Annotated in this window: 19 protein-coding genes; 9 read left to right on the forward strand and 10 right to left on the reverse strand. The window is 40.7% G+C overall.

Translation table 11 applies throughout. The annotated features are described in order from the left end of the window. Positions 1-27 precede the first annotated feature (27 nt). Together MSBR3_RS15900 and MSBR3_RS15905 are read left to right on the forward strand one after the other, a co-directional pair. Positions 28-306, forward strand: coding sequence for a glutaredoxin family protein (locus MSBR3_RS15900; protein ID WP_048110630.1), 279 nt, complete (start codon positions 28-30; stop codon positions 304-306). Positions 307-319: 13 nt separating this feature from the next. Then, a complete protein-coding gene (locus MSBR3_RS15905; RefSeq protein WP_048109150.1) occupies positions 320-1,411 on the forward strand; it encodes an alkene reductase in 1,092 nt (363 codons plus the stop codon). A 300-nt stretch (positions 1,412-1,711) separates the two neighbouring features. Here the strand turns inward: MSBR3_RS15905 and acsC are convergent, their stop codons facing one another. From acsC to cdhA, 6 genes are all read right to left on the reverse strand, one after another. Further along, positions 1,712-3,121 carry an acetyl-CoA decarbonylase/synthase complex subunit gamma gene (gene acsC / locus MSBR3_RS15910; RefSeq protein WP_048109151.1) on the reverse strand — a complete coding sequence of 470 codons (1,410 nt, stop codon included), beginning with the start codon at positions 3,119-3,121 and terminating at the stop codon, positions 1,712-1,714. A gap of 3 nt (positions 3,122-3,124) precedes the next feature. Next, on the reverse strand, positions 3,125-4,453 hold the full coding sequence (gene cdhD / locus MSBR3_RS15915; RefSeq protein ID WP_048108941.1) for a CO dehydrogenase/acetyl-CoA synthase subunit delta: 1,329 nt from the start codon (positions 4,451-4,453) through the stop codon (positions 3,125-3,127). Between the two features lie 227 nt (positions 4,454-4,680). Further along, complete coding sequence (locus tag MSBR3_RS15920; RefSeq protein ID WP_048108942.1) at positions 4,681-5,442, reverse strand: ATP-binding protein; 762 nt, start codon at positions 5,440-5,442, stop codon at positions 4,681-4,683. A 60-nt stretch (positions 5,443-5,502) separates the two neighbouring features. Next, entirely contained in the window at positions 5,503-6,921 is a 1,419-nt protein-coding gene (cdhC, locus tag MSBR3_RS15925; protein ID WP_048108943.1) for a CO dehydrogenase/CO-methylating acetyl-CoA synthase complex subunit beta, read from the reverse strand. Positions 6,922-6,945: 24 nt separating this feature from the next. Beyond that, positions 6,946-7,458 (reverse strand): CO dehydrogenase/acetyl-CoA synthase complex subunit epsilon, encoded by a 513-nt coding sequence (gene cdhB / locus MSBR3_RS15930; RefSeq protein ID WP_048109152.1) that lies wholly within the window; start codon positions 7,456-7,458, stop codon positions 6,946-6,948. 2 nt (positions 7,459-7,460) lie between these two features. Continuing rightward, positions 7,461-9,884 carry a CO dehydrogenase/acetyl-CoA synthase complex subunit alpha gene (cdhA, locus tag MSBR3_RS15935; RefSeq protein ID WP_048109153.1) on the reverse strand — a complete coding sequence of 808 codons (2,424 nt, stop codon included), beginning with the start codon at positions 9,882-9,884 and terminating at the stop codon, positions 7,461-7,463. A gap of 1,877 nt (positions 9,885-11,761) precedes the next feature. On the opposite strand from cdhA, the gene MSBR3_RS21800 reads away from it, so the two are divergent. After that, complete coding sequence (locus MSBR3_RS21800) at positions 11,762-12,262, forward strand: DUF134 domain-containing protein (RefSeq protein WP_048109154.1); 501 nt, start codon at positions 11,762-11,764, stop codon at positions 12,260-12,262. A gap of 372 nt (positions 12,263-12,634) precedes the next feature. Here MSBR3_RS21800 and MSBR3_RS15945 read toward each other — a convergent pair whose 3' ends face one another. After that, entirely contained in the window at positions 12,635-12,892 is a 258-nt protein-coding gene (locus MSBR3_RS15945; RefSeq protein WP_048109155.1) for a hypothetical protein, read from the reverse strand. A 1,535-nt stretch (positions 12,893-14,427) separates the two neighbouring features. Between MSBR3_RS15945 and MSBR3_RS15950 the strand changes: the two genes are divergently transcribed. Together MSBR3_RS15950 and MSBR3_RS15955 are read left to right on the forward strand one after the other, a co-directional pair. Next, positions 14,428-15,234 carry a class I SAM-dependent methyltransferase gene (locus MSBR3_RS15950; protein WP_080942341.1) on the forward strand — a complete coding sequence of 269 codons (807 nt, stop codon included), beginning with the start codon at positions 14,428-14,430 and terminating at the stop codon, positions 15,232-15,234. A 257-nt stretch (positions 15,235-15,491) separates the two neighbouring features. Further along, positions 15,492-15,959, forward strand: a complete 468-nt coding sequence (locus MSBR3_RS15955) for a hypothetical protein (RefSeq protein WP_155396839.1) — start codon at positions 15,492-15,494, stop codon at positions 15,957-15,959. 441 nt (positions 15,960-16,400) lie between these two features. Here MSBR3_RS15955 and MSBR3_RS20485 read toward each other — a convergent pair whose 3' ends face one another. Then, positions 16,401-16,616 carry a transposase gene (locus tag MSBR3_RS20485; protein WP_155396840.1) on the reverse strand — a complete coding sequence of 72 codons (216 nt, stop codon included), beginning with the start codon at positions 16,614-16,616 and terminating at the stop codon, positions 16,401-16,403. Positions 16,617-17,057: 441 nt separating this feature from the next. Between MSBR3_RS20485 and MSBR3_RS15960 the strand changes: the two genes are divergently transcribed. Together MSBR3_RS15960 and MSBR3_RS15965 are read left to right on the forward strand one after the other, a co-directional pair. After that, on the forward strand, positions 17,058-18,524 hold the full coding sequence (locus MSBR3_RS15960) for a glycosyltransferase family 39 protein (protein WP_048109156.1): 1,467 nt from the start codon (positions 17,058-17,060) through the stop codon (positions 18,522-18,524). Between the two features lie 423 nt (positions 18,525-18,947). Beyond that, entirely contained in the window at positions 18,948-20,060 is a 1,113-nt protein-coding gene (locus MSBR3_RS15965) for a phosphoserine transaminase (RefSeq protein WP_048110633.1), read from the forward strand. Positions 20,061-20,482: 422 nt separating this feature from the next. Here MSBR3_RS15965 and MSBR3_RS15970 read toward each other — a convergent pair whose 3' ends face one another. Together MSBR3_RS15970 and MSBR3_RS21555 are read right to left on the reverse strand one after the other, a co-directional pair. Beyond that, positions 20,483-20,779 (reverse strand): nucleotidyltransferase family protein, encoded by a 297-nt coding sequence (locus MSBR3_RS15970; RefSeq protein WP_048109157.1) that lies wholly within the window; start codon positions 20,777-20,779, stop codon positions 20,483-20,485. 287 nt (positions 20,780-21,066) lie between these two features. Then, on the reverse strand, positions 21,067-21,195 hold the full coding sequence (locus MSBR3_RS21555) for a hypothetical protein (RefSeq protein WP_268989096.1): 129 nt from the start codon (positions 21,193-21,195) through the stop codon (positions 21,067-21,069). 316 nt (positions 21,196-21,511) lie between these two features. Between MSBR3_RS21555 and MSBR3_RS15975 the strand changes: the two genes are divergently transcribed. Next, entirely contained in the window at positions 21,512-21,811 is a 300-nt protein-coding gene (locus tag MSBR3_RS15975) for an NHLP leader peptide family RiPP precursor (protein ID WP_052723443.1), read from the forward strand. A gap of 323 nt (positions 21,812-22,134) precedes the next feature. Next, positions 22,135-23,616, forward strand: a complete 1,482-nt coding sequence (locus MSBR3_RS15980) for a radical SAM/SPASM domain-containing protein (RefSeq protein WP_048109158.1) — start codon at positions 22,135-22,137, stop codon at positions 23,614-23,616. The last annotated feature ends 231 nt before the right edge of the window (positions 23,617-23,847 follow it).

Consider the following 23,847-nt stretch of genomic DNA (forward strand, 5'->3'; position numbering starts at 1 on the left):
TAATTAATAATGGAATTCGGAGATCGTATGTCAAAAGTATCAATGTACACCATAAGCACATGCCCGGTGTGCCAGAAAACAAAGGAATTTTTTCGAACCAGAGGCGTAACATTCGATTTCATCGATTACGATCTCGCTAACGAGAACGAGCAAAACAAAATTGCAGTTGAGATGATGACTGGAGCCGGTCGTATCGGCTTCCCGTTTGTAAGGATAGGCGATGTTGTAGTTGTCGGGTTCAACCCAGAGAGGTTTGAGCAGCTTTTGAAATCGGAGAATCTCGAACCAGCAACCAACCAGGCTTAACGGAGACAATATTATGGCAGGGCACAAGGACATTTTTTCACAGTATCGAATGGGAGATCTAACACTGCCAAACCGCATGGTAATGGCGCCGATGACCCGTAACCGTGCAGGGGATGCCGATGTTCCGGTCTCACTGACGGTAACATATTATGTGCAGCGAGCTTCAGCCGGCATGATTATCACCGAGGGCTCGCAGGTTAGCCCTCAGGGAGTGGGCTACATGCATACACCGGGCATATACTCTGAAGAACAGGTAGCCGGCTGGAAGAAAGTGACAGATGCCGTCCATCAGGTTGGAGGCAGGATTTTCATTCAGCTCTGGCACGTAGGACGGGTATCCCATTCCGACTTTCTGGGTGATGATTTACCGGTTGCGCCGTCCGCACTGCCCGTTGAAGGCTTTGTCCACACACCAAATGGGAAAAAGCCAATTCCGATGCCCAGGGCTCTCGAGACCGATGAGATACCAGACATCGTCAAGCAGTTTCGACATGCGGCTGAGAATGCCAGAAAAGCAGGCTTCGATGGTGTGGAAATCCATGGTGCTAACGGCTACCTGCTTGACCAATTTCTGCGGAGCGGGTCCAACAAGCGAACCGATAATTACGGCGGAAACCTTGAGAATAGAACACGTCTGCCGCTTGAGGTCACGAAAGCCGTTATTGAAGTATGGGGCGATGACCGTGTCGGCTATCGCATATCTCCTCACAATATCGCACATTCCATGTCGGATGTAAATCCAATGGAAACCTTTTCTTATTTTACCAAAGAGCTGAACAAAATAGGCCTGGGCTACCTTCATTTAATCGAGGCCATTGGAGGCCGGTCTGGGTTCGTGCCACCAGAAGCACGTCTTGGGCCTATGCTGCGCAAAATTTTCGAAAGGACTTTCATACTGAACGGCGGCTATGGCCTTCAGAGCGGAAATGAGGCCATTGCAAAAGGAGAGGCCGACCTGATCGCCTTCGGAGTGCCGTTCCTGGCCAATCCTGACCTGCCAGAACGCTTCAGGCAAAATGCGCCATTGAACAGGCCGGATGTAGCCACCTTCTACGCAGGAGGTGTGAGAGGCTACATAGACTATCCGGCTCTGATCCGTAGATGATATGGCTTAAAACCTGGTATTGTAAAGCCTTAGGAGAATGGATAAATTGTAGGTCCTACTAGCATCGATTCCAAAAAACAGTATCAATTCCAAAAACATTCATAAACCTGCACTTTTAAATAAATCTATTCGACTTCTAAATGACCTTTTTCGATTTTTAAATGAATTTATTCTATTTTTAAATGGATGTATTCGGAAAAAAAGAAACTATGTCTTGAAAGGGTTTTAATAAACTTTATTCCGTGTCAAAAAGACACGGAATATTAATATTCGAATTTAATGTTCAAATTGAGTTCCTGATTATTTCTTCGGAGGCCAGTTCTTTTCCATAAAGCCTGGGAGTCTTCCAGAGTCCATAGGACCAACAAGAACCTTTGCACCGAGTTTATCCTCAAGGTCACCCTGCAAACGAGCAGCAAGACCAGGAGTAATTACAGTATTGTGGTTAACATCCGTCTTGAGGTCAAAGCCAGACTTCTCAAAAGCATCCTTTACTTTATCAGCAGTCAACTGGCCGCCGGCAACCGCAGCTTCAACACCGATACCATCGGTGTTAACTGCAAGCAGATAGCAGTTGATCCCGTTTGAAGAAAGGTCGCTCTCGACTGTATAATAAGTCAAAGCGAAATTTGTCGTGAAAAGCACTGGAGAATTCTCATCCGGAGTTCCTACCTTGTACATCTTGGAATCTACAGCAACAGGAGTTCTCGGGTCAGTATAGATAGTCTCGGCAAGGTGAACCTCAGGAAGAGTAGCATAGGGCTCAAGGCTGTGCAGAATCATAACATCGCCATAACGGATAGTAAACACAGCAGCCATTGCGGTTTCCCAGTATGAAGCACTCACAGGATCGGAAATACCGGACATCCAGGCAGTAAACGGAAGAGCAAGAATAGGATAGGCAATCTCGGTGTCTCCCATAATACCTGCTCTCCTGATCTTAAGGAAATTGGTGAAGCTGTCCTTCATACCCTTCCCGCTAGGATAAGTTCCAGGGTCAAGCACAATATTCTTAACACCTGCATCTGAAAAGGTCTTTGTAAGACTCTTCAGTGTATCAAGGTCATTAATAGCGGAAACAACTACAGGAACATTGTATTCAAGAGCAAGCTCACCTACTTCCTTCCAGTTATCCTTATTTGCAGCGTAGAGCAGAGGGTTGGCATCCTTTGCAGCTTCAAGGCCGGCTTTAAGAACAGCAGGGTTGAAGGAACAGAAGATCATAGGGATGCCAACCTCGGAAACTTTCTTGACAGCAGCAGAAAACTTAGCAGGGTCATTGGACACGGACCTGATAGCTACACCGTCAATAAGCAGGTTGCGACCGACATAGAACTTCTTGAAGTTAGCAATGCTCTTTACCCTATCAACAAGGGCAGCATCTTCCATTGTGTCCGTCACATCAAAGAACATCTTAGTTTTGTTGAAGAAGGTCAGTTTATGACGGTAAAGAACATCGTCACCACCAATCTTGACTGCTCTATCGCCAACACCTATCACAACTTCACGAATCTCAGGAGCAAGAAGCCTGTCAAGTTCTGCGAGTTTCTTTGCAAACTTCTTCTCCTTAATAAGAGGCAGGCAGTCTGTTGTCTTCCCGGACCTATCAATCAGTTTGGAAGCAAAAGCCATACAGGTTGCTTCACCACATTCTCCACAGTTGGTCTGCGGCAGGTACTTGTAAGCTTCTAATGGGCTGTTTATCTTCATGTTTTACACCTCCGCTCCGATCCAGTTGCTAATGTCAACAGGCTCTGCCTCAATGGAACCAAACAGGGTCTGGGTGATGTGTTTCAGGACAGCAACAGAAGTCGGGTGCATCATCATAAAGAGGTCATTTCCTGCAATAGCAAGGGAAAGACCTGTAATGATTTCCCAGATAGGACCTCTGTACTCTCTCGGACCCCAGTCAGAGTCCTCCTTCAAGGGAGAGCTAACCATCCAGGACTCACGGGCACCCCAGGCGTTGGTAGTACCTGAGGACATCGGGAAAGTAAGTTCCTCGTCACCCATAAGAGCTGCAAGACGGATACGCTCCATGTTGGTGTAGGCATAATCAAGACCATAACCGAGTGCGGCAGTAGTCGGGTCCATGATAATCCTGTCTCTTGGAACGTTGCACTGCTTCATGAGTTTCCTGTTAAGTTCCTTCTGGGCATTCATATCCAGCTGGGTCCAGGAAAGGATATCGTGGTCGTACTTTACTGCAGCTTCTGCAATCTTGGCATAGTCAAGGTTCAGGCTGGCAGATGCAATAAGGCAGCGTTCGCCTTCGGCAACTTCGGCAGCTTTAGCAAGAACCTCAGGATCTTTCTGCGGGTTACCGGACCCACCGATTGCAATTGGCACATCAACAGCCTGAAGGACTTCTTCTACAGTCTTAGCTGCATCTTTGGGTGAGGTGTCCTTGATAAGAGGGTCGGTTGAAATAAGGTGAATAGTAATCATGTCAGCGTTGAATTTCTCAACGTTCTTCTTTGCCCATTCACCAGGGTTGTCCATTACATCGTCGTAGTTCTCCTTGACAGCTTTTGCAAGACCCAGTCTCATGTCGAAAACGTCAATGGTAACCTGGTTCCTGTTGGGCATGGGAGCGTCAGGGAAGAAAGGAAGGGCTTTCTCGCCACCGAGCAGCACTCTCTTGCCACGGCTTCCGCCGTCTGCAGAGGTGTTGCCGATTGGAACTTCCTGAATCTGGTTTGTCCATTCGGCAATGTTCGCAACATCGAACTTGGCAGGAATGAGATCCTTAAATTTGGGAGCTGCAAGAGCAGGGGAAATTCCAGGAGCAGCGCCAGGAGCACCAGCAACAGGGGCACCAATGCCGACAGGGACGCCAAACATGTTAGCAAGCCGTGCAAAGTGCTGGGCAAGTATTGCATTCTCCTGACCGAGAAGAGCAGCAAGCATCGGGTCAAAGCCGCCTCCGAGGCCACTAAGATCAAGCTCAATGTCACCTTCAATGGTCACACCTTCAAGGGACAGTATTTCCATATCCTTGAACATGTCTGTCATTTCTGATAACTTAACTTTCTTTGCCATGTAAACCTCACCTTTTACGTAAGTTTTCCGTTTTGAGGAGTGAATAGATAAATAAAGAAATTACAGAATTTACTTCCGGATTCTTCCTTAGAGGAAAGAAAAATGGGGCAGAAGTAAACTCTGCTCCGTTATTTCACATTATTTTGAATAAATTTCAAGCCCGGAAAACGGGCAAAGGAATCTTTATCTCTTTCCTTGTGTTCTGCAACGTTCAAAAGAAAACGGGATTAGAATCCCAGTTCTTTTACAATACTTTCAATTTCAATTGCAGCAACCGAGTCATCCGAGATTTCAAAGAGAGGTATACCTTTTATATCCATTTCCTCGATTTTAGGGTCGAGAGGAATCATACCTATCATATTGAGTTTAAGATCCTCTGCCAGTTTGACAAGCTTTTCGCGGTTAGCATCCGTAACCTTGTTTGCAATAACGTGAATTTTACCAACGTTTGAGTCAAGCTCATCAACAAGTTCATGAATTCTTTCAGCAGTCCTGAATCCCCTGCGAGAAGCATCTGTTACGACAATAAGGTCATCGATATCACGGATAATCTTCCGGCTGAAATGCTCAAGACCGGCCTCTGCATCAATGATAACCACATCATAATTCACGATCAGTTTATCCATGATGCCCCTGAGGAGGTTGTTTACATAACAGTAACAACCTGAACCTTCGGGACGGCCCATGACCAGCAGGTCGTATCCGGGCATTTCCTCGATGATCTCATAAACCTTGCTTTTGAGTACGGACTCTTTATTCATATCGGGGTTGTCAGGCCTTGGTTTGGTGATCTCAGCCTGTAAATACTCCTTTGCATCCCCGATTGTTTTTACGTCCTCACAGCCAAGGGTTTCAGGCAGGTTAGTGTCTGCATCAGCATCAACTGCAAGCAGAAACTTACCCTTTTTGGAAAGGGAGCGGATCAGAAGAGCCGCTACCGCTGTTTTACCAGTCCCACCTTTTCCCGTTATTGCAATTACTTTTGTCACAGAATACCCCATTGGATTGTTTTTCGTTGCAGACGATTAAGTATCGTCACCAAACTGCGTTTATTCCTTCTTCTCGCTGATGACCATTCTGTCGATGGAGATCTTTGCATTCTTGAAGGTGATCTTTATTCCACCGGCTTTACCAGCAGGCATCATTGGCATTGAAGCCATTGCAGGCATCTGGAACCCAGCTGCAGGCATCATCATCGGAGCGGCTGCAACAGCTGTTTCTTCGGCTTCTTCCTCTTCTTCCTCTTCTTCCTCTTCTTCTGCAGCTGCCCAGGTAGCAACAACAGGGTGGTTCTTCTCCTGCAGGAAAGCCTTCAGGGACTCAATGTCAGTTGCATCGTTCTCAGTTGCAATCTTATCTTTGAGGTCTTCAGGAATGGTGTCGGCAATCTTTTCCTTGAGCATGGCAGGGAGCCAGACAACTCTGTTCCAGCCGCCGTCAGCCTGGATGAACTTGGGGGAATAGAAGTAGGCAACACCGATACCCAGGAAACCTACTATCTGTTTTCCGCCGCCTGTCTGGCCAGCCATGGTTGAGAAACCAATACCATTAGGAGCCATTCCCTGGTATTCTCTGTTAACCCAGCCAATACCGTCAACTTCAGGGATGTAGAACCCGACTACTTCGAAGCAGCCACAGGAAGTGTGTGGGGAGTCAAAGAAGGAGTGGAGTTTGATTTTGCTGAATTCGCCACTGGAAAGCTTTACAGCAATGTCGTTGACACCGGAGTACTCACCTGTATTGGCATCAAGAAGGTCACCCTTTGCAATTGCGAACTGTGGGCCTTCTGGGTCTACTTTTGCTGCTGCACGGCCGTCGAACCAGTTAATTGCACCACAGAGGGAAACTCTGTCAGGGGAAACTACACAGACGTTGGTCGGAGCAAAGGACTGGCAGAGGGTACATCCGTAGAAGACATCGACATCCTCATCGCGGAGGTCCTTTGTCCTGGCGTCTCTTGCCTTGAAGATCTCTTTTGCTTCTGCCAGCTGTTTCTCAACTTCGGCCTGGTCGGTGTAGAAGGTCACCTGCATCTTCTCGATAAAGGGAAGTTCGGTCTTGAAGAGCATCATGACAGCCTGCCCGAAGGGCTTGAAGGAGTCCATCTTTGCAGCTGTATCCTTGGAAACTCTCATCCAGACGTCGTACCTCTGGTTCAGGTGCATAATGCCCTGGCAGTAGTTTATGAAGTCGTGGACACGTCTTTCGACGACAGACTCAAGGTCAGGCTCTACAAGTTCTCCGCCGATGTTGAAGATCATTGCCCAGGGATAGGTTTTGCCCTCTTCCATATCTTTGAGATCGGGACCAATAATTGTAACCTTGTCATCTTCAATCTCGTCCATGGCCTTTGCACGGACAAGCTCGAGACCAAGGGACTTTGGGCCGCCGAGTTCAACAAACATTCCTTCCTTTCTTACTCTTTCTCCTTCAAACATTGGGGAAATCTCAAATGGGAATTCTGCCATTATATTTCGCCTCCTAAATCCAAATTATAATGCATTAATAAGTTCATCCAGGGCAGCATAGTGGTCTGCCTTACTAAGGTTTCCGAAAGACATCGTTGCGTTCTGGATATAGTTTCTGTCAATTGCAATTGATTTCATATCGCTGAAGTTTTTAGTTCCGGACAGTACCTGGTTGATGTAGTATTTTATGTGTCCCAAGACAATGAGGGTATCATAGGTCCCATTGCCATCAAGTCCAGGCCAGTTCTTGTCTATTACATAAAAGCCCAGCTGGTGCAGGTTAATGTACTTTGCATCTACATCCTTGTCAACAAAACCAGGCATAGAGCTACCGGTGGCTGCAATTGGGATATTTTTTGCTTTTGCAATCTTCACTGCCCTATCAAGAAGTTCCGGGTCAAGCGCTTTGGTCCCAACCACAAGAAGTGGCCTCTTTGCTTTTCCAATCAGTTTAGCTGCGATCTCGGGAGTTGTTGCTTTTGCAGTTGTTACTCCGTAGCTGGTGAAGAGCTTGGTGTTTTTGGTAGTGTCTACCATTTTCAGGCCCCCTTGCAAAGTCTCTTAAGGTTAGTTGGCTGTGCTGAGACATCGAACTTGATCTTCGGACCGGAGATAATCTTCCTTCGCTTCCAGTCAATTTCCCAGCCGTGCTCTGATTCCAGTCTCTTGAGGAGCTCTTCACGCTTGGCAAGCGGGAGGTCAGCCTCGCTTCTGACGAACTTCCACCAGTCATCGGGTTCCACACCGAGGTACTTCTTGGAAAGCTCCATCCAGTGGGTGAGCTTGATGGATCTACCCATGTTGTTATCTGACGGGCGGATGCAAGCCTTTGCCATCATCGGGAGTGCTTCTTGCCAGGTTTCTGCAGTTGTCAGCAGGAATTCCGGTGCTGGTGGGATGTTCATCTCTGAGCCGTCTCTTGCATCATAGACTTTCCACTTGGACTCGTCATAGTTTTTGGCAATCAGAGCTCTCCTATACTTGGAACCGTGGGGGCCGAGCACTGCAGGGATACCATAGATATTACATCCGGTACCTATTGAAGCAGCCTTCTGTGAGTATCCACCCCAGGCAAGTCCGCATGCACCTACACGGTTGAGAGTATAGTCCGCAATTTCAGCAAGGTTTCCTGCCAGGTTTCTCTGAGCAAAGATTCCGGCAACTTTCTCGGCAGCCCCACTGATGTGTGCGTTGGACACACAGGAACCAGTGTTAAGCAGTCCGCCGCCTGCGAATGTACCTGGGTACCTTTCGTAAAGTGTTTTGCCTTCTTCGTCCTTGTACATACCGATGTCCATTGCAGAACAACCGCTTACAGCCAGGAGGTAGTTTCTCTTCAGGAACTCTTCGGCAATCAGGTAGACATCTTTAGTACCGCTCGGGTAATTCGGGCATCCGATAATAGCGATGATACCAGGAGTAGTTCCCATAACAAGGTTCAGGCCTTCTTTCCTGATTTCTGCGTCACTTGCCTGTCCTCTGCCCGCTCTAACCAATCCTTTCTCTTCGCTGATAGCTTTCTGTGCAGCTTTCTCAATTACATTTAAGATTGGGATATCCTTCTTACAGACCTGTTCGCAGCGGCGGCACCCGATACAGACATCGTGGATAGCTTCAAGGTACTCGTAGCTTCCTTTTGCTGCATATTCCATGGCTTCTGGAATATCCTGCTCTTCTGGGCATGCAAGCAAGCATTCTCCACACTTGGCACATTTGTCGATATATGCTTTGAATTCCTCATCAGTCGGAATTGCTGTTATGCCTTCTGCATCGCGGATTGGAGCCATTACTTCGGCAATCTTCGGGACAAGTTCTCCAAGCTTGTCATAGTCCAGCATTACACAACCAGGAATTGCCCCTGACTTGATTTCCTCAACTATTGAATCTACATCTGCGTCTGTACGGTCTGGCAAGCCCATCAGAATTTTTTCGTTAGAAGCGATCACAGGGATCTTGAGTTTCTGGGACTCGGATAAAACATCACCACGGACGCACTGTTCGTCGACAACAATAACATCAGGCATTCCGGAGCGGATAACCTTCAGTTCTTTTGCTAGCGACCCAACGATCTTGGCGTATGGGACTCTCTTGTCAGCCTCTTTGTACCTGGTCATATCGAATGCGGTACAGCAAAGGCCGGCAATTTCCATCTTGTCGACCAGATTGTTGTCTTCCATGTAGTCCATAATATAGGTTACACCGGCAACGTTGTGTCCGATTGCAACAATAAGTGGCTTGGACTTGTCTATGGTTCCCATACCGATTTCAATAAGTGGAGCTTCAGGATCAGCTTTCGGGAAGTCATATGCTGAGATCTGAGCAATATCGGAAATCTCCATACCGACGTGGTCAAGACTGCCGCTGAAAAGGGCTTTTGAATCGTAGTCAATTTCTGCGCTTTCCTGTCCTGCGTGAATGGTTGCAAGAAGTTGAGTGAGCTGTTCCTCAACGTACTCCATTGGGGCTCTGCATTCTCCAAGGGTCTTCGGGCTGTATCCTGTACAGATTGTGACGTTTGGAGTCAGGACATTAGATTCTCCGAGGTTGATAGGATAGTCTTCACCAAAGACTTCTATTACATGATCAAGCAGGTGGCGACCGTGAGCAGCGTGGCATGCAGTACCTGTAATTACACGGAGGAAAAATTCCCTTCCTGTTTGGCCTGCCATGTCAATACCACAGGCACCTCTCTTGTTTCCAGATAGGTCACATGGTCCATAAGTACAGTAGCAGCACTGGTCACACATGGGGGTCAAGACAGGCTCATAGCGTTTGAGCAGGAGTAAGTTCCAGTCATTTCTATAAGCTGCCATGCTTGCAAGAGGAGTCGGGCCCATTGGTCCTAGCTCTTTTTCTTCTGCTTCTTTGGCAACCTCCTTTGCTGCTCCTACAATATTATTGATAGTGATCTGAACGGATTCTAGATCTTCTATAGAAAAACTCCCGGTAGTTAATTTACTCATTTTAGCTTTACCTCCTAAATACGTTTAAAGTCGCTTTGCAGACGATTGCGTTTACAATATTTAGCATACAGATAATGATTATCCAATTATTGGTGTCTGCTTGAAAGTTCCAGCTATTTAAATGACATTTTTAGTAGGTCGTTTTTAACTTTTTATAGAATTTACACACTCACAAAACAAAATCAAGTACAGTAAATTAAGCAGTTAAAACTTGAATTTTTAGAGAGTTGGAAGTTCACTGCTTTTATTTTAGACATCAAGTGAGTAAGTTCTATAATGGGAAGCGTTGTGATCTCAGAATAAAAGAGATCCTGGAGACTATCCGAAAAGTTCTATGCATGTTGTAAATTTACAATTAGACAATTAGTGTTCATTATCCGGAATCCGTTCACTTATGATCTGCCGATTGTAGAAGTTACAGTAGGTCACAGCACTTTTCAGATAAACTCTTAAATTACACATAAGCGACGTGTTATAAATAGCTTCCATTTTTGTTCGGTATAAATATAAAAATAAAAATAAGCGTTAAAATATGAACTTGTAGAGAGTTGGAAGTTCACTGCTTTTATTTTAGACATCAAGTGAGTAAGTTCTATAATGGGAAGCGTTGTGATCTCAGATAATAAAAGAGATCCTGGAGACTATCCAAAAAGTCCTACGCATGCTGTATAATTTACAACTGGGCAATTGGCGGTTATTATCCGGGATCATTCATTTGGGATCGGCCGATTGTAAAAGGTATAGTAGTCACAGCACTTTTCAGATAAACGTATAAATTACACATACGCGCGCAGTATAAATAGTTTCCATTTTTGATCGATTAAAATATAAAATAAAAAAGTAAGCAGTTAACTCTTTGATTATTAAGGAGTTGAGAGTCCACTGCCTTATAAAGATTTCAAGTGGGCAAGTTATTAAATGGTAAATATTGTGATCTCAGAATAAAAGAGATCTTAGAGATTACCCGAAAAGTCCACGCATGTTGTATAATTACAACTGGACAATTAGTGTTTATTATCCGGAATCCGTTCATTGTGATCGCTGATTGTAGAAATTACAGTAGGTCACAGCACTTTTCAGATAACCTCTAAATTACACATAAGCGACGTGGTATATATAGTTTTCATTTCTGTTTAGATTAAATATAAAAACAAAAGTCCATAGTATAATAAATTCTATATAAACTCATAAGAACCGTCAATCTATGGTAGATCGTAAAAAACAGCATTATGCACTTATTTTTCATAAGGGTAGTACATTAAATAACTGAATAAGATGTAAAAAGAAAGTACATTAAATAACTGAATAAGATGTAAAAAGAAAGTACATTAATTAGCAGGATTTTTACGTTAAATCAGATGTAAGAGGTAGAAAACAACCTCAGGATTAAAAAACATATGATATAAAGATATTAAGTAAACGTCGCAGTTGTAATCGAGTTTATACAATTAGGAACTTACAGCTATTGTATTTGTACTTAAAACGCAGAGTTGTAAAAATGAATTTAGAGTTTATTAATTTATCAAGAGTTAAAGGTTGTAGCGTTAGTTATATATAATACTACACATTTGCGTATTTTGACGATCAACTAAATAAAGTGAAGTGTCAAAAGTCACGAAAACTGTCCAAGTTATGGTTTCGGTCTAATTAAATCTAAGAATTAATTTTGGAAGTATGTTGCCATTGATTGACGATAGTTTGTATTTTAAGAGTAATTTGTGTTTAAGAGTAATCTGTGTTTAAGGGTAGTCTATGTTTTAAGAGTAGTTGATATTCACTCTAGTCCTTTAATGACGATGTTATGGTCAATACTTAAAACGATTTAATGAAATATATCGATCGATAGATATTTATTACGTGTCACATAGTGTAGTCTGATGGTCAATAGAGTTAAGCGCAGGATATCTTGTTTTCCAAAGGCCACCTATTATAAACCCAGAGAGATCCCTCTTTGCTGTCTGGAGATCACCAACCTATCCATAGAAGAGATTGAGGCTATTCGTCTTTGCGACCTTCTTAAGATAGAGCAGAATGAGGCTGCTGACAGGATGGGAGTATCACGGAAAACTTTCTGGAGTGACCTCCAAAAGGCACGACAGAAGGTGGCTGATGCTCTTGTCAACGGAAAAGCGATCGAGATTTCCGGAGGAGAATATGTTAGTACTGGTGAATGCAAGGTCGATTATATCTGTAAAGAGTGTGATCATATATGGGAACCAGAAGACAAACAGAATCGGCCCACAAGCTGTCCGAACTGTGGTTCCAATCTAATTTTCCGACTCGGTGGCGATGGAAGAGGAATGAGGTTTATTGAGAATAATTATTGTTGCCCTAAAAAAAAGGAAAGCAGTAGAGACACCGGTGAAGTAAGCAAATAAAATGACAGTAAAATTGGACTTTGAAATCAACACTGATCAATGAGTTATCCATAAAATACTAAGTGGACATAGATAAAAACAAATTGAAGCTGCCTACATTCGTCTGCATTGCTGTGGTGGAATAAGGGAATGGAGAAAACAATCTCCCTTTTATGGAGGGAGAACTAAAGAAATACTTTTTAGTAAGGGACTTCTACCCCGCCTAAGTGTTGAATTACAGAAAATCAACCACGCTGCCTTAGGTTAACAGTGAATCTCTTTGCAACAGTTATTTTTATCCCGAGTACTACTAGCGCAATTAAAAGCAAAAGACCGAGAAAGATGGTAACCACAGCGTAGAATGTGTACAAAATCAACATCCTTTATAATAACTTAATATTCACTGGTTTCTTCGGGGTGTGCAGTGAAAGGGAATGCTTCAGCCCATCCAAACCCACCAGGAATAAAGATATGGAACGTTTCCCTTCTTTCCCCTTTCTCGATTTCCAGCTTTTCATTATGACCCAGATTTGTTTCAAAACCCTCTTTAGGTTCCTCGAAATCCTTGATATCTTCAAGGTCAAGTACTCCACTGGTGCAGTACAACATTTGAACGTTATCTAAAATCCATCTCTTACTCACTGATACCATAATCCCACCACTCTACTGTTTAACTTTTAAACCGTTAAAATGTCCCTTGATTTTCCAGATACCGAGAATGCATGGAGCACTTCGGTAATAATAAATCGTTTCTATTCTCTATTTAACGTTTAAGGATCCAAAAATATAATGAAATTCAACTCCTGCATATACACATAGTTATCAGACTCTTCAGATAAAACTCAGACATTTAATATGGTTTGTTGCAAAAAATAATCCTGCAGTTTCGCTCAATTACAAAAGAAAATGTGTTAGCATCTTATCTATGTGTCACATGTCCTGTAGAGGAAAATCTACTAAAAAGAGACAGACCTGCCTGATAAACTATTACCTTTGAATACAGAATAATTTTACAAAAATCAGGCAAGAGCTACCAGAGAGCAGGTAAGAAAATGCGGTGATCCAGGTTACTGCCGATAACCAAACTATTGGATGAGAAATTGTCAGTAAGATAGTTACTGAATAATAATTATCAATAGTTTTTTATACTTATAGTTCTATGTAAATCCAGCGGGTCGACCAGTCTACTTGTTAGAAGAAAAAATTTCCTCCTTTAAATTCCCTAACTAGTAATAATAAACACCACCAATAATATCCCTAATTTGTCGGCCTGTCAATCCTCCTTTTTTGAAATTAAAGTTAAAAATGTTTTCATTTGGAAAATGGCTTCGTTTTTATCTGAACATCTTGCTATGTCTCTAGTTTCAAAAGGTTGCTTATATTATACTGTAATCTTCTACCTGATTTGTTGGAAAATGCGATAATTTCAAAACAGTAGGATAATTTCAAAGCATTATCTACCTAGAAGTAAAACACTAATAATAAAAATTATGAAACCGAGAGCTATAAAATATATAATCACTTTAACTAACTTTTCCGTAATTAACACTTCTTTAGAGTTTATTATAGTTCAATTTACAAACACGAAAGCGTTTCTTTGATGATTCGATTTGTTGCTTTCCTAGAATTTACTTTAATTTATTATTTACTTGAATAAGTTTATGCCATTGACCAATATACTGGTATATATAACAACACAAAATATTATAAACATTTAGTATAACTAATTAATCGAATGGTACTATCAATCTACAAGGGCTGGGTATTTTATAAGTTCAATAGTAGTTGGAGAATTTTATAATCCTGAAAAATAATCATTCTTTATATCATAAAAGCTTGAACAAATAAAGTTGCGCTAGCGTTCTGGTTTTAATGGCTACTATAGTTCGATTATTTTCACTTGGTGGTATGCTTCTTTTTCTTCCTGATTTCCCTCATTTCAACATAGCTTTTGATTACATCGGAAGTTGTTCCAGAATCAAACTCAAAACAGTACCTTTCACCAATCTCAAAGCATAAGGTTTTCAAAAAGCTAATGATTCAAATTTCAACGACGAAAACTGGTACAGACAATATTTCTTATATTCATAGAATGCTGATTAATAGTGAAATATGAATATAAATATGAATATGAATATAAATATGAATATGAATATAAATATGAATATAATAATTGAGTTGAAAAAGTGGGATACGATTCAACATTGTTTTATGGCACTTATGAATATTATGCAAAATATAGGCCAAATGTTCCAGAAGAAGCAGTCCAAATAATTGTTGAACAGTTTGATATTAAACCGGTAGATAGAATTTTGGATATCGGATGTGGTACTTGCCAAATGGCAATTGCTATGGATGGTAAATGCAATGAAATGGTTTGTTTGGATTCAGACCTGGAGATGTTAAAGCAAGCCAAAAAAGAAATGGAAAGAATGAATTTAAAGCAAAAGATTATTTTAGTAAATTGTTATGCTGAAGATTTAATGAAGAGAAAAAATGGATTAGGAATTTTCAAACTTGCAACTATTTGTAGAGCTTTTCATTGGATGGATCAAAATAAAGTGCTAACAGATCTTGATAGCCTTATTAGCGAGGATGGCGGAATAGCTATTATTAGTGATGGAAGTTTTTGGACTGGCGAAGAAGAATGGCAACATGCAGTTAAAAAGGTTGTTCAAAAATATTTGGGCGAGGAACGCCGTGCTGGAAAAGGAATCTTCAAAGAATCGCCTGAGCCGTGGGAGAATATAATTAGTCGTTCAGCTTTTAGTGTTGTTGAATCAAAGGAAATCGAAATTGTTCGAACCTGGACTGTTGAGAGTATCATAGGGTGGTTATTTTCCAGTTCCTTTGCCTCACCTAAATATTTTGGTAATCGAATTAAAACATTTAAAAAAGATATTAATGAAACCCTTTTGTCTATTAATCCTGGCGGAATTTTTAATGAACATGATTATTTTAACCTTATTTTAGCATCAAGACCGAGGAAATAATATGGAAAATTTATATTATCCATAAATTAGTTTCCAATGAAAAAAATTATGAAAGGCGTTTACTGAAATAATAGAGATTTACTAAACTCTCATTCGACTGATAAGTTTCTACACTTTCCATAATCTGTCTCACCCATCAGTCACTCCTCTGTAGAGCTCAAGATCGACAGTTGGAAAAAATTATATACGTTTGTGCTGTAGGACTCTTGCAGAAATTTACCATAGTGATTAATGAATTTCTGAAGGAGAAAATAACAATGACTATGAACGCAACTGTGACAAGTTCCGTAGTGGGTTCTCAAACCCGAGAAAGACAACTTCTGATGGATGTTCTCGTGCATTTGCAAGATATAGGAGATTTAGCCTTCCATGAAGATGAATTTGCAGGCACACGTGGCCAGAGTAGACGTTTAGAAGGATTTCAACTTTCATTCAATCCCCGACTGGATGGCCTGAGCATGCAATACATGGCACACCTGGAAGACATTGGAGATGTCCCGTGGGTATCAGAAGGACAGTTTATAGGCACACGCGGACAGAGTAGGCGACTTGAAGGGTTTGCAATTAAATTAACCGGAAAGCATGCTTCTGAATTCACTGTAAAATATATGGCTCACCTTCAGGGCACCGGAGATACAAGCTGGTTTAGTGATGGGGAGTTTTGTGGTACACGCGGTCAGAGTAGACGTGTTGAAGGGATTTGCGTAAAAGTAGTTAAAAAATAATTAAATTAGTGTGAAGTGAGATTAACTCTTTCTTTTTCCATGTATAGGTTTTTTAATAAAGCCTATACATTTTTCCCAAGTAGGTGAGCATCTAATCTGTGTGGCACGTGCCCGGGTAGAGTGAAATCTACTAAGGTCAGGCCAGATCAGCCTGATAAACTATTACTTCTATACGCAGAGAATAATCGTGTAATCGAGAGAGTTAGATCCTGCAAATATACTAAAAAACTTAATTCAATTTCTTTTATTTTTTCATGGTTACAGTGTCCGATATTCCCCTCTTTTTAGCTGGAATATCCTTTGTATCAGTAAAAAAAAGAGAAAGATCTGTTTCTTCAATTCGTAACCTTTGTTTAAAAGTTCATTGAAAATCTTCTGATAGATACAATGTTCACACAGATATAGATGGAATTTATGCACTGTTGACTTAGATCCATATTTTCAATGAATGTCTTTCCACATACAACCTGTCATAACAACGTACAAAATACCGTTAATTAACTTCCTCGTATTTTCACGTGGCCCTCCTTTATATGGTTTCTGTGAAGGAAGAGAAGGTTCCATGGATTCCCATAGAATATCATCGATTTCACGTGAATGACATGAAGATAAATTTATAATTTCAACCAATATTGCTTTTGGAATAGGCTCATTCATAATTTTATAGATGGAACAGGTTCATTCATAATTTTATAGATGGAACAGGTTCATTCATAATTTTACAGATGAAATAAGCTCATTCACAATTCTACAGAAGTTTTTAGAAACTAAATAAACTTCATTTGGACCAACATACTTATAATAAAAATCAGATTTGGTAAAGTTGTAATTGTGCGTAGGTCCTTTTATACTGAAAGTTGGGAAATTTTAAATAACTTAACGTTGGAAAAAGTAAACTGACCTTGATATAACCGAATACAATGAAGGCAGTGTAGCCAATTTGCTGTAGATTTGAAGTCCAGTATTTATATACAATAGATAAAATTGATCTCATGATATTGAATTTTTAACTCTAAGACTGCTAGAAATTTCGTAATTTTGCAGCAAATTTGCTATACTACCAGTGGAATAATAACCAACTATTGGCTGAGATAAAAAATGAAATTCACATTAAACACAAGAAAAGTATTGGAATTTAATAGAATTTTAAATCCATTACAAAATTGCCTCAGAATGCTTGTAAGCAAGCATGAATTAATTTCTTTGTTCACATTATTTTTTTTAGTTTATAACCTGAATATGAGATCAATCATTAGTGGGGATACCCTTCCTACATCTCTATTGCCATTTTGTATTTTGGAGCACCGTTGTGTGAACTTAGACAGCTTCGGAGCATATATCGAGACAATTAATAATCCATATATGTTTAGACAAATTGATGGCCATTACTTATCTCAATATCCAATAGTTACCCCTTTAATAATCACTCCTTTGTATTTAGTTACATATATCTTGCTGAAAATTTCCTCTTGTCCAATAGATATGTTTAATCCGAGTTTTCAATCTATTGTGCTTTTAATGGAAAAGTTAAGCGCGTCTTCAATTGCTTCACTTTCTTGCATTTTCGTTTACTTATCTATAAAAAATTTAACAAATAAAAAAATCGGAATCATTTCAGCATTAATCTATGGTTTTGGGACCGACACATGGACAATAAGTAGTCAGGCTCTTTGGCAGCACGGCACGGTAGAACTACTCCTTGCCGCTATGATCTATATTACAATTAAAAATGAATTGCTTGAAAACAAATTAAATTATGTTTTCTTAGGATTTCTTTCGGGGCTATATATATTAAATAGACCTTCTGATTCGATCCTTGCTTTACCTGTAATATTATATATTTTTCTTAAGATGAATAAAGAAAATATAAAGTGGTTTTTTGCCTTAGTAATCATATCAGGCAGCTTTCTTTTAATTTATAATATTTATTATTTTGGTAATTTTTTGGGTGGCTATTCCAGTTTAAGTGATGGGATGGAGTTAAATATGGAAGTTCTTTCTCGTCTAGTTGGGTTACTGTTTAGTCCAAGTCGTGGATTATTCATATATACTCCAGTATTTTTATTTTCAGTTTTTGGGTATTTAACAATAAAGGACCTTCCAAATGAAAAACTTAGATTTCTCCTTTATGCTCTTGGTTTAGCATGCATACTCGAAATAATGGTATATAGCATTTTTTTCTGGTGGTGGGGAGGACATTGTTATGGTCCCCGTTATTTAACTGGAATTTTGCCTGTTCTTGCCATATATTTAGGGCTATATATGAATAAAGTATCCAAAGAACCAAATAGATATTTTAAGTTTTTAATATTTGGGCTTATTGGAGTATTTATTATATGGTCACTGTTTGTGCAATTCGTTGGAGCATTTTACTATCCAATGGGTAATTGGGATAGCAAACCAAATGTTGATGAAAACCCTCAAAGACTATGGGATTGGAATGATACTCAGATCATGAGAAGCTTTCATGCAGGCCCCTATGCTTATGACTCACGATGGATTTTGTTATTTCATCACGGTTTTGGAAATATATACAATAAAATCACAAAAATATCTAACTATTAAATTTATAACACTAATTATGTGTTTTATTTCTTCCTTTCTTCATCGTAATTCATACACTGTTAAGATAAGTTATTGCATAAATACACCAGGGATTCAATAAAATGAAAGTGCTCCAAAGGTTCTGTAAATTCTAATTGAACTTTTAATTCCAATTCATTTGTATTCGGTTAAGGAACCCGTTAACTTTAAAGTGACTACTGTAATTATCGAACCATCTTGGTTTGCGTTTATAGGTTTACAGACAATAACAACGAAAATAACACATTTCTTATAGATCTATCTTAACCGAACACAAATGAAACGAAATTGTATATGGTAAGGTACTTAAGTCTTCGGGAAGCGGCTATAATTGCATGTTCGCCTGTAGCTGGAAAAATTTTTATCCCCCTAAGACTTAACAGTACCAAAGAAGGAAAAGATAAAATGAAACCAACGCAAGTTCCTAAAAATCCTTGTTTTTCTTCAGGGCCCTGTGCCAAACATCCAGGGTATTCTGTTGAAGAGCTTAAGGATACACCTTTTGGCCGGTCACACCGGAGCAAACCTGGCAAGGAAAAATTAGCTGAAGCAATTAAAAGAACAAGAGATATGCTTGGCCTTCCTGATGATTATCTGGTAGGTATTGTACCGGCTTCCGATACAGGCGCTTTTGAAATGTGCATGTGGTCTATGCTGGGGTGCCGTGGAGTTGATGTTCTGGTTTGGGAATCATTCAGTAAAGAATGGGCAACCGACATCACTAAACAGTTAAAATTAAAAGATACCCGAGTTTTAGAGGCAGAATACGGAAAATTACCGGATTTAAAGAAGGTCGACTTCAAGAATGATGTCGTCTTTGTCTGGAATGGTACTACTAGCGGAGTCAAAGTACCCAACGGCGACTGGATTCCTGACAACCGGGAAGGGCTTACGCTTTGCGATGCCACCTCTGCTATATTTGCTATGGATATACCCTACCATAAATTGGATGTCATTACCTTCTCATGGCAGAAGGTTTTAGGTGGGGAAGGTGGGCACGGAATGCTGATTTTATCTCCGCGGGCTGTTCAGCGCTTAGAAAGCTATACTCCTGCCTGGCCATTGCCCAAAATTTTCCGACTGACCAAAGGCGGTAAACTGAATAAGGATATTTTTGAAGGCTCTACTATTAACACCCCATCCATGCTGGCTAATGAAGACTGGCTGGCAACACTAAAATGGGCAGAGTCTGTCGGAGGGCTTAAACAACTTATCCAGCGGACAAATGAAAATCTGGAGGTCTTAGAGGCATTTGTTGCTAAAAACGACTGGATTCATTTTTTAGCGGAAACAAAAGAGACAAGGTCCAGTACCAGTGTCTGCTTTAAAGTTGATTTATCCGACGAAAAGCTTAAAGAACTGATTAAAACACTTGAAAAAGAAAAAGTTGCTTATGATATCGGTTCTTACCGTGATGCTCCTTCGGGTTTGCGTATCTGGTGCGGTGCTACCGTCGAGAAAGAGGATTTACAATGCCTCTGTGAATGGATCGAATGGGCTTACAATTTGGTGAAGTAATATAATCTTCTTGTTATCAGCAAAAAAGGTTCGTGAGAGACCGTTAATACCTTTTTTGCTGATGGCAAAGGGATCTTTTATCCCAAAATAATTTCACTTTTTAAATATATAAAACGTTATTTGCAATAATATTCAGGTTCTCTTGTGAAACTTATACTTTCGCAACTTTAAAATACGAACGTTGTATCTCAAAACGTTCGTATCTTAAGCAAAAAACCACTTACTTTTCTGTCAATTTTCATGAAATTATTCATAATACAAGCTTTCCAATATTTTGTTCGTATACTATTTTGTTCGTATACTTCTTTCATGAATATGGACTTGTTATCTTTGGCTAAAAAAGGTTCTCACAGTTGCAGAAATGACCGATTTGTTAATTTCATCCCTATAAGTTCAGGCCTATTTTTGAAATCCATTATTTCTCATGCAGAGATCACTTTTGCTTCTTTTTTAATTCCTTCAATAAGGTATGGGCTTATCGATCCTTCGGTTAGTAAATCTACTTTTACTCCAAGAAACTCCGATAACTCTCTCTCAATTCTAACCATAGTGAGCAGACCTTTCGTTTCGGAAAACCTTACAAGAACGTCGATATCACATTCCGGTCTTTCTTCTTCTCTTGCATAAAAGCCAAAAATAGCTACCTTTATTGCTCCTTCTTTCTTGAGGAATGAAGATATTTTTTCGAATAACTCTTTACTCTGGGAAGCACTCTCCATATCAGCATAATTTCGTTTGTTACAATTTAAACAGACCCTGATGAAAGAGAGCCACTTTTTTATCTTAGAATAATTTTGTTTTATTAATTATAACTTCAAAAACTTGTATACTACTCGAGAATTTTACATAAAGTGTAACTTTTTTGACAATTTTTTAATCTTCTCTGATTTTTTAAAACATTTTTAAAGTAAAGTAACACTTAAAGGCTATTGTGACTTTTTACTGTATGGGATATAATAAAAAAGACGGATTGAGCACAAATTCTCTGCATGAAAGTTAAGCAAACTCACATATCTACTATCATAAACGGATTTTTATCAAGAAGAGCTGCTTCTATTTTTGTTTTAAGCCATTTATTCAAATCGAATTCAGCCTCAAGCAGTCTGAATATTTCTTCAAGCTTTGCCGATATCACATAATCACTCCTATTAGAACACTGTTGACTGGATCTTATGCTTAATATTACAAACCTAAAGTGACTTTATGTACTTTACATTTGAATCGACTCTTTGCACGAAGGTAGAATCATGTTCTTTCTCAAAATATTATATGGGAAAGCTTGAGGAATATTGATTAAACTAATATAATCGTAGTTTTATAATATAACCATGATACAACCTAACGAGATATTGCAGCTATAAATGCTGAAATTTCTAAGAACTTATTGTAAATACGAACGTTTATAGTTGTGTTTCTTTAAGGTAAAAGAAAATTCTAAAGAGGGGGGTATAATGAATAAGCAAGAACAAGGCAAAAAGATAGGTCAGGTTATTACTAAAGCTTGGAATGACGAGTCCTTCAAACAGCGCCTACTCGCAGACACGATGGCTGTGCTTAAGGAAGAAGGAGTTGACGTGCCGGAGGGTTTGGAGGTGCGGGCGGTAGAGAACACCGAAAAATTGGTCCATATGATCATACCACTGAAGCCGGCTTCAGAAGAATTCAAGAATGCAAAGCTTCTATTAATTGCGCAAGACAGTGGATTCCATGTCATAGGTTGTAGTTGTTGGCAAGGCGAGGGAATTACCTAATTTATCGGAGGCTTGGGATAGAAGATGCTCTAACCCAGCTTGAAACTACATTGCGGAAATGATAATTGTGATCAGAACCCTTGATGTTTGCCGTTACCCTCAAGCCGTAAGCATCCTCACGTCCGCGAAGGGCAATTCCGCTGATCCGTAGTTTTCTTAAAGATGGAAACCACTTGGCGCGGAAACTTCCTTTCCTGGATGCAGTTCCTGCATATTGCCCGGACCTTTTAGTCCGTCACAGAAATGGGTGTCAAAAGTGCCTTGCATCGCATCATATAGGAGGAGATTTGATAGATTGATTATTTTGGAGCGAAAGGAGGAAGATGTTAGGCTCTTACGAAATAGAGTATGAAGGGCGGAGATACTTCGGCAACGTCGTGTTGCGAGAACACCATATTTTCGAACATGATAATGCACATTATCTGGTCGACGTGGGCAATAAGGCGGTCTCCCCAATCTCCGCCCGGTTGGCATCTATGATCAAGAAGGTGGATTCAGCTTTCGGCTGTCTGATCCCGGAATCCGCCATGGAGGAGTTGCGCAAATTAAAGCTGGTTGCCGGAGAGGAGGATGAGACGTCCGAGGCTGTGGAGGATGGCGAGTCGATAGGATCATACGAGGAATTCGAGTATCCGGTGGTTAACATCTCCCTTTTCCTTGCGCAAGAGTGCAATATGCGCTGTGTCTATTGCTATGGTGGCGGGGGGCATTATGCTGGAAAAGGAATGATGACGGAAGAAACAGCGTTCCGAGCGGTTGACTGGCTGATGGAAAATTCCAAAAAAGCCGAAAGCGTAAGTATCAGTTTTTTCGGGGGAGAACCCTTGATGAACTTTTCCTTGATGAGAAAAATCGTGCCTTTCGCCAAAAGACAGGGAATGAAAAAAGGGAAGCGGGTCTTCTTCAGCATCACAACTAACGGTTCGTTGTTGAATGAGGAGATCATCACATTTCTCAAGGAAGAAAAGATAAGAACCTTTATCAGCTTTGACGGTCCGTCCGAATACCAAAACAGTCAGCGTCCCTTCAAGAACGGTAAGGGATCGTATGATAAGGTCTCCGCAAATATCCAAAAGTTGCGGGCGGTTATCCCCCACCTGACGGGTCGAGCAACACTTTGTGGTGAGGCCAACCCTTTTCGGGTCAAAGATGGGATGGAGCGAGCTGGATTCACAACCTATTTTATTACCAAGGCTTCCCCCGTGCTTCTGAACACGCAGCTCGCAGATATTCCCTCAGCCAGAGAAGAAGCCTTGCAACGGATGCTGGCGTTTAACCGCAAGGAAATGGAGCAATTGCTCGTCGCTATAAGGGCAAGAGCGATCGATAAAAATTATCTGCCGGGTCTCTTGTACGTCATGGCAGAAATGGATTTCGGGCAGAAACGCTACTATGGATGCGGAATTGGTAAAGGTATGGTCGCCATCTCCACAAACGGAGATATCTATCCCTGCCACAGGTTTGTGGGGATAGAGGAATTGCGTTTTGGGAATATCGCAGACTACCATATTGAAGGGTTAAACGACTATTGGCGGGCGGTCGTGGATCATTTGCCAGAATGCTGGAGTTGCTGGGCGCGCTATTTCTGCGGAGGCGGCTGCTTCTACAACAACAAGGCGCATACTGGGGATATGCACAGACCTGATTCCCTGTATTGTCGCGAAACGAAGGCAATGATCGAAGGCCTGATCCATCTCTTTTGTGACTTGAGCAAGGATGACAAGGAGTTTCTGAAAGGCATCATTAAGTATGTGACCGAGAAGCGAATCTTTAAAATGCCCATCAATTCAACAATTAATAAGTGATAATAGGGGTCCAGTCAACATTTTAACGAAAAATATACTTTAAGCCTTTTACAGCGATCTGATGACGTTTTTCTCCTATAGTTCATGTTTTCACAGTTATCCATATTTTCGAGAAATATTACTTTGGCAAATGCGTTCATGAAACCTGCACGATTACCTGATAATTGTTTCTGTTAGATTCCCATGGTACAAAGTGATCAATAGGCTTTAAGAGATGAGTAGCAGAAGCAT

It is taken from the genome of Methanosarcina barkeri 3 (assembly GCF_000970305.1).
Taxonomy (GTDB): domain Archaea; phylum Halobacteriota; class Methanosarcinia; order Methanosarcinales; family Methanosarcinaceae; genus Methanosarcina; species Methanosarcina barkeri_A.

What these genes read in the sequence shown, in the direction of transcription:
- cdhD (WP_048108941.1), bottom strand. Translation starts at nt 4,453, where the DNA reads ATGGCAAAGAAAGTTAAGTTATCAGAAATGACAGACATGTTCAAGGAT.
- cdhA (WP_048109153.1), bottom strand. Translation starts at nt 9,884, where the DNA reads ATGAGTAAATTAACTACCGGGAGTTTTTCTATAGAAGATCTAGAATCC.
- acsC (WP_048109151.1), bottom strand. Translation starts at nt 3,121, where the DNA reads ATGAAGATAAACAGCCCATTAGAAGCTTACAAGTACCTGCCGCAGACC.
- MSBR3_RS15960 (WP_048109156.1), top strand. Translation starts at nt 17,058, where the DNA reads ATGAAATTCACATTAAACACAAGAAAAGTATTGGAATTTAATAGAATT.
- MSBR3_RS15970 (WP_048109157.1), bottom strand. Translation starts at nt 20,779, where the DNA reads ATGGAGAGTGCTTCCCAGAGTAAAGAGTTATTCGAAAAAATATCTTCA.
- cdhC (WP_048108943.1), bottom strand. Translation starts at nt 6,921, where the DNA reads ATGGCAGAATTCCCATTTGAGATTTCCCCAATGTTTGAAGGAGAAAGA.
- MSBR3_RS15900 (WP_048110630.1), top strand. Translation starts at nt 28, where the DNA reads ATGTCAAAAGTATCAATGTACACCATAAGCACATGCCCGGTGTGCCAG.
- MSBR3_RS15905 (WP_048109150.1), top strand. Translation starts at nt 320, where the DNA reads ATGGCAGGGCACAAGGACATTTTTTCACAGTATCGAATGGGAGATCTA.
- MSBR3_RS21800 (WP_048109154.1), top strand. Translation starts at nt 11,762, where the DNA reads ATGGTCAATAGAGTTAAGCGCAGGATATCTTGTTTTCCAAAGGCCACC.
- MSBR3_RS15980 (WP_048109158.1), top strand. Translation starts at nt 22,135, where the DNA reads ATGTTAGGCTCTTACGAAATAGAGTATGAAGGGCGGAGATACTTCGGC.
- MSBR3_RS20485 (WP_155396840.1), bottom strand. Translation starts at nt 16,616, where the DNA reads ATGAATGAGCCTATTCCAAAAGCAATATTGGTTGAAATTATAAATTTA.
- MSBR3_RS15955 (WP_155396839.1), top strand. Translation starts at nt 15,492, where the DNA reads ATGACTATGAACGCAACTGTGACAAGTTCCGTAGTGGGTTCTCAAACC.
- MSBR3_RS15975 (WP_052723443.1), top strand. Translation starts at nt 21,512, where the DNA reads ATGAATAAGCAAGAACAAGGCAAAAAGATAGGTCAGGTTATTACTAAA.
- MSBR3_RS15965 (WP_048110633.1), top strand. Translation starts at nt 18,948, where the DNA reads ATGAAACCAACGCAAGTTCCTAAAAATCCTTGTTTTTCTTCAGGGCCC.
- MSBR3_RS15945 (WP_048109155.1), bottom strand. Translation starts at nt 12,892, where the DNA reads ATGGTATCAGTGAGTAAGAGATGGATTTTAGATAACGTTCAAATGTTG.
- cdhB (WP_048109152.1), bottom strand. Translation starts at nt 7,458, where the DNA reads ATGGTAGACACTACCAAAAACACCAAGCTCTTCACCAGCTACGGAGTA.